The organism is Kitasatospora sp. NPDC059803 (genome assembly GCF_042732255.1).
Lineage (GTDB): Bacteria > Actinomycetota > Actinomycetes > Streptomycetales > Streptomycetaceae > Kitasatospora.
This window is the reverse complement of sequence record NZ_JBHWIJ010000396.1, coordinates 1-6,467: the sequence shown is the minus strand read 5'-3', so window position 1 is coordinate 6,467 and position 6,467 is coordinate 1. Positions and strand designations below refer to the sequence as shown.

Genomic DNA, 6,467 nt, shown 5'->3' with positions numbered 1-6,467 from the left:
CCCGCGGGCCGCCCCGTTCGGCGTTAGATTGTGTCGCACTGACGAAAAGGGGAGAGCGATGGACGAGCAGCGCGACCAGGGGATCGCCGACGTGGCCGAGGAGTGGGAGGTCCGGGAGAGCCGGACGCCGTTCCAGGGCAAGGTCACCGGCGTGCGCAGCGAAGAGGTCCGGATGCCCGACGGCAGCTGGGCCCGCCGCGACTACCAGACCCACCCCGGCTCGGTCTCCGTGCTCGCCCTGGACGACAAGCAGCGGGTGCTGGTCCTGCGGCAGTACCGCCACCCCGTCCGCCAGCGCCTGTGGGAGCTGCCCGCCGGCCTGCTCGACGTGCCCGGCGAGAACCCGTGGCACGCCGCGCAGCGCGAGCTGTACGAGGAGGCGCACTGCAAGGCCGACACCTGGCGCATCCTCGCCGACTACTACACCTCCCCCGGCGGCACCGACGAGGCGCTGCGGATGTTCCTCGCCACCGACCTCGCGGAGGCCGAGGGCGAGCGCTACGCGGCGCAGGGCGAGGAGCAGGAGATCGAGGTCGCCTGGGTTCCGGTGTCCGACCTGATCCGGCTGATCCACGCCGGGCGGCTGCACAACCCGACCCTGATCACCGGCACGCTCGCCGTGCACGCCGCGCTCACCGGACCGGACGGGCTGGACGGGCTGCGCCCGGCGGACTCGCCCTGGCCGGCCCGGCCCTTCGAGGGGTGAGCGAACGGCCCGTACGCCTCCTGAGCACCCTACTGTTGATCCGCGAGGGTGATTTACCGGTTCGTACGACCGGATGTCACCTCGGCTGAGCCGGACGGTCGAACTACGCTTCGCAGACAGGGCGCCCGTCCCGGGCCGCCTCCGCTGAGGCCGGATGACGTCGGGAGTGGCACGGGTGGCGAGGAAGACGGCGACGATGGACCCCGGCCCCGACGCGCCCGTCGGGGCCGTTCCGGGCCTCGACCGGCTGCCGGCCGGGCCCGCACTGTTCGTCGGGCGGCGCACCGAGCTGGCCGCGCTGCGGGCGGCAGCCGCGCGCCCGGCCACCGGCCGCAGCCCGGTGCTGGTGCTGGCCGGCCGCCCCGGCTCCGGCCGCACCACGCTGGCGGTCCGCTTCGCCCGCACCGCCGCCGCGGACCACCCCGACGGCGTGCTCTTCGCGCGCCTGTCCGCCCCCGACGGCGGCCGGGTGACGCCCGCCCGGGCCGCCCGGCTGCTGCTGGAGCAGCTCGACCCCGAGGCCCCCGTGCCGCTGCCCGGCGCCACCGGGGACGGGCGGGACGAGCCCGCCTGCGTCGCGCTGCGCGAGGCGCTCGTGGGCCGCCGGGTGCTGCTGGTGCTGGACGACGTCCGGGACGCCGGGCAGCTGTGGCCGCTGCTCGCCGACGAACCCGGCTGCCTGGTGCTCGCCACCACCGCCGGGCCGCTCACCGGCATCGAGGACATCGACCCGGTGATCCTCGGCGGGCTCGACCGGCAGGCCTCCGGCGAACTGCTCGCCGACCTGGTCGGCGGCACCCGGATCTCCTGCGACCCGGTCGGCGGCGCCGACCTGGCCGAGGCCTGCGCGGCCCGGCCGGCCGCCCTGCGGCTGATGGCCGGGTGGCTGCGCGGCGACCCGAAGGCGGCCGTCACCGAGGCGGCGCGCGAGCTCACCCGGGTGGTGGGCGAGGAGTCGGCGCGGTCGGCGGCGCCGAAGGGAGAGGGGGAGAAGGCGGAGAAGCCCGTCCAGGGGCCGAAGACCGCCCAGGCGTCGACGCCCGGGAAGGCGGCGAAGCCGGTACCGGGGGCGGCGTCGGGGAAGGCTGCGAAGCCCGTACAGGGCACGACCTCGGGGAAGGCCGCGAAGCCCGTACAAGGGCTGAAGGCTGCCCAGGCGTCCACGCCCGGGAAGGCCGGGAAGGCCGCGACGCCCTCGCCGTCGGGGGAGAAGCCGGCCGAGGGCCCGGCGCCGGAGCCCGCCGCCGCCGAGACGGCCGGGGACCAAGCGGCCTGGGTGAAGCCCGGCCCGGAGCCGGCCGAGCCGGTGCCCGTCCCCGACAGCGACCCGCTGATCGGCGCGTTCACCCTGCTGTACGGCACCCTCCCGGCCTCCCAGGCGCGGATGCTGCGCACCCTCACCCTGGCCCCGGCGCAGACCGCCGACCCGCGCACCGCCTCCGCCCTGGTCGGCTGCCCGGCACCGGAGGCGGCTGTGACGCTCGCCGCACTGGCCGAACGGGAGCTGCTCGGCCAGGAGGCGCCGGCCGCCGACGGCAGCCCGCGCTACCGGGTGCCCGGCCGTCTCTACCCGAGGCTGGTCCGGCTGCGCGAGCAGGAGGACCGGCCCGCCGAGACCGAGCTCGCCCGGGCCCGGCTGCTGGAGCGGCTGGTCCGGCTCACCGAGTCGGCCCGCGCCCTGCTGGACCCGTCGGGCGGCCCCGGGCCGGACCCGCTGCCCGCCGCCCTGCGGCTGGGCTCGGCGGCGCACGCCCGGGAGTGGCTGCTCGGCGAGCGGGACCTGCTGCTCGGGGCGGTGGCCGACGCGATCGGCCAGGGCGACCTGGACGGCTCGGCGGGCCGGCTGGTCACCGCGCTGCTGCGGACCCTGCCGCTCACCGGCGCCGCCCCCGCCGACCTCTACCGGCTGCACGAACTGGTGCTGACCGTCGCCGAGCGGCACGGCCGACCCCGCCGGGCCTCGGCCGCGCTGCTCAACCTGGGCGACCTACAGGCTGCCGCGGGCCGCTGGGAGCAGGCCGTCGCGCACTACCGGGCCGCCCTGGAGCACGCCCGCACGGCCGGCGACGAACCGCTCTGCGCCCGGGCCCTGGAGGGCGCCGCCGGCTGCCACCGCGCGCTCGGCGACGCGGTGCGCGCCGCCGACTGGTACGGGCGGGCGCTCGGCCTGCGGCAGTCGATGGGGGAGCCCGCCGCCGAGGCCCGGCTGCTCGCCCGGGTGGCCGAGGCGCACACCGCGCAGCGCCGTTTCGACGAGGCGGACCGCGAGTACCGGGCCGCGCTGGCGGTGCTGCGCAGGCTCGGCGACGAGCGCGGCCGGGAGGCCGTCGGGGCCGCCCTCGCGGACCTGCGGGAACGCGTCGACGCCGGGTGGTGAGGGGTATTTCGGAGGTATTGTCGAAGATGCCCGGTTAACACACCTTTGGTGGGAAGATCGCAAGGGAAGCCTACGAACCTGCCAATGTGTTCGGCAGATTTATTCACTTTGGAAGGCTGACACGCCGACTGGGCTTCATTACACTCGAACTCAGTCGCGCAGCGATCCCCGCCCCGGGCTGCCCCGGAGGCTTCCCCACGTGCGCGTCGCCCGCCGGTCTTCTCCGGTAGGGACCCCCATGGCAAGAGGACGTGTTTAGCCGTGAAGGTCGGCATCCCCCGCGAGGTCAAGAACCACGAGTACCGCGTGGCCATCACGCCCGCCGGCGTGCATGAGCTGGTCCGCAACGGACACTCGGTCTACATCGAGGACAACGCCGGTGTCGGCTCCTCGATCCCCAACGAGGAGTACGTGGCCGCCGGCGCCACCATCCTCCCCACCGCCGACGAGGTGTGGGCCACGGCCGACCTGCTGCTGAAGGTCAAGGAGCCCATCGCCTCCGAGTACCACCGGCTGCGCAAGGGCCAGACCCTCTTCACGTACCTGCACCTGGCGGCCGACCGCGCCGGCACCGACGCGCTGATCGCCTCGGGCACCACCGCCATCGCGTACGAGACCGTGCAGCTCGGCAACGGCGCGCTGCCGCTGCTCGCCCCGATGTCCGAGGTCGCGGGCCGTCTCGCCCCGCAGGTCGGCTCGTACCACCTGATGCGCCCGGCCGGCGGCCGCGGCGTGCTGCCCGGTGGCGTGCCCGGCACCCACCCGGCCAAGGCCGTCGTCATCGGCGGTGGCGTCTCCGGCTGGCACGCGGCCACCATCGCCATCGGCATGGGCTACGACGTGACCCTGCTCGACCGCGACATCAACAAGCTGCGCGAGGCCGACCGCATCTTCGGCACGAAGATCAAGGCCATCGTCTCCAACACCTTCGAGCTGGAGAAGGCCGTCATCGAGGCCGACCTGGTCATCGGCGCGGTGCTGATCCCGGGCGCCAAGGCCCCGAAGCTCGTCACCAACGAGCTGGTCTCCCGCATGAAGCCGGGCTCCGTGCTCGTCGACATCGCCATCGACCAGGGCGGCTGCTTCGAGGACTCGCACGCCACCACGCACGCCGAGCCGACCTTCCAGGTCCACAACTCGGTCTTCTACTGCGTGGCCAACATGCCGGGCGCCGTCCCGAACACCTCCACCTACGCGCTGACCAACGCGACGATGCCGTACGTCGTCGAGCTGGCCAACCGCGGTTGGAAGGAGGCGCTGCGCCGTGACCCGGCGCTCGCCAAGGGCCTGAACGTGCACGAGGGCCAGATCACCTTCCCGGCCGTGGCCGAGGCCTTCGGCCTGGAGTCGGTCTCGCTGGAGAGCGTGCTCGCCTGATCCGGTGATCCAGTGATCTGCTGATCCTGCGATCCGCTGATCTGGCGATCCAGTGATCCGGTAGGCCGCCCGGCGGTCGTTCGCCCCCGACCCGATCCCCTCGGGCCGGGGGCTTCGCCGTGCCCGTGAACGGGTGGTTGAGCGGGCGGGTCGCTCTGTCGTCAATTTCTGTCGGTCGTGTCACCCCACCGCAGAAACGTTAGGGTCAACGGCCTACTCATCCCTTGACATCGGCCCGCCCGATAGTCGACACATCCGGCCCACTACCGTGGATTGTGTTGCTGCGAACGCCTTGAACGGCCTAGAGTCGCAAACCGTCGGCATGCTGCCACGCTGACGAATCGACATAGAGTCCTGGATGCCCAAGGAGGTAAGACGACTTGTGAATGAGTCGACATTTGCTCCCGGGGGTGGTCAGCCAGGACTGGCGGAGCGCACCGCCGGCCAGCCGAGTGAGGAGCCCGGGGCCCGGCAGCCCTCCGTGGGCTCGGCCGAGGTCGGCTCGGTCGCACTCCGTACCTTCGAAGCACGCCAGAACACAGCGCAGGTGACCACGGTGACCGATCACGACGCCGACTTGGCGGCCTACGGCCTGGCCTACGGCGAGTTCGCCTACGGTGCCTACGACGACCCGGACGCCGAGTACGAGCCGGACCCGGAGTACGCCGCCACGCTGGCCCCCGACGCCGCGCGCCAGCGCCGCGAGCGGGTCGGCCCGACCGGCCGCCCGCTGCCGTACTTCCCGATCCCCGCCCCGGTCGCCGAGCACGGCCCCGCGCAGATCATCGCCATGTGCAACCAGAAGGGCGGCGTCGGCAAGACCACGTCGACCATCAACCTGGGCGCCGCGCTGGCCGAGTACGGCCGCCGGGTGCTGCTCGTCGACTTCGACCCGCAGGGCGCGCTCTCGGTCGGCCTCGGCGTCAACCCGATGGAGCTCGACGTCACCGTCTACAACCTGCTCATGGAGCGGGGCCTGACGGCCGATGAAGTGCTGCTCAAGACGGCCGTGCCGGGCATGGACCTGCTGCCGTCCAACATCGACCTCTCCGCCGCCGAGGTGCAGCTGGTCAGCGAGGTGGCCCGGGAGTCCGCGCTGGCCCGCGCGCTGAAGCCGCTGCTGCCCGACTACGACTTCGTCATCATCGACTGCCAGCCCTCGCTGGGCCTGCTGACGGTCAATGCGCTGACCGCCGCTCACAGCGTCATCGTCCCGCTGGAGTGCGAGTTCTTCGCGCTGCGCGGCGTCGCACTGCTGACCGAGACCATCGAGAAGGTGTGCGAGCGGCTCAACCCCGAGCTGCGCCTGGACGGCATCCTCGCGACCATGTACGACTCGCGCACCGTGCACAGCCGCGAGGTGCTGGCGCGCGTCGTCGAGGCGTTCGGCGAGCACGTCTTCCACACCGTCATCGGGCGGACCGTGCGCTTCCCGGAGACCACCGTCGCCGGCGAGCCCATCACCACGTACGCGACCAACTCGGTCGGTGCCGCCGCCTACCGCCAGCTCGCCAGGGAGGTGCTCGACCGGTGCCGCCCCGCCGAGTGAGTCTCCCGGGGGCCGACGAGCTGTTCCGGACCACCGGCGGGATGGCGCTGTCGCCCTCCCTCGCGCCGCGTCCGGCCGCCGACGCAGCCAGAGCGGAGACCGCGCGGACCGTCCACGGCACGGACGGCGCCGAAGGCGCCGAGGACGCCCAGGACACCCAGCGCACCGGCGAGGCCGGGCGGCAGCCGTCCCAGGACCAGCAGCCGGCCGCCGGCGCACCGGCGGGCGCCCAGCCGCCCGCCCAGCGCTCCGCCTCGTCAGCCGGGCCCCAGGGTGCCGTGCCGGCCGGCCGCCAGCACCCCGGCGCCGCCGAGGAGCAGGCCGGCGGCACCGGGCGCGCCCGGCCCCGGCGGGGCCCGCCCCCGCCCCCGCCCCGCGCCTGCGGGGGGGGGCGGCCCGGCCGGCGCGGACCGCCCGCCCGCCCGCGCGCCCCCCCCCCCCCCCCCGGACAGAAAGAA

General features: G+C 74.3%; 4 protein-coding genes and 1 pseudogene. All 5 read left to right on the top strand.

The annotated features are described in order from the left end of the window. Positions 1-58: 58 nt before the first annotated feature. On the top strand, positions 59-706 hold the full coding sequence (locus ACFV6I_RS36435) for an NUDIX domain-containing protein (protein ID WP_380430272.1): 648 nt from the start codon (positions 59-61) through the stop codon (positions 704-706). Positions 707-881: 175 nt separating this feature from the next. Then, the gene (locus tag ACFV6I_RS36430; protein ID WP_380430269.1) at positions 882-3,083 is read left to right on the top strand and encodes an AAA family ATPase; all 2,202 of its coding nucleotides are present in this window, start codon (positions 882-884) and stop codon (positions 3,081-3,083) included. A gap of 261 nt (positions 3,084-3,344) precedes the next feature. Then, positions 3,345-4,460, top strand: a complete 1,116-nt coding sequence (gene ald, locus ACFV6I_RS36425; protein WP_063349655.1) for an alanine dehydrogenase — start codon at positions 3,345-3,347, stop codon at positions 4,458-4,460. Positions 4,461-4,941: 481 nt separating this feature from the next. Next, entirely contained in the window at positions 4,942-6,009 is a 1,068-nt protein-coding gene (locus tag ACFV6I_RS36420) for a ParA family protein (RefSeq protein ID WP_208869108.1), read from the top strand. Continuing rightward, positions 6,006-6,467: pseudogene (locus tag ACFV6I_RS36415) on the top strand (hypothetical protein); the annotation flags it as partial. The gene ACFV6I_RS36420 and the pseudogene ACFV6I_RS36415, both read left to right, overlap by 4 nt.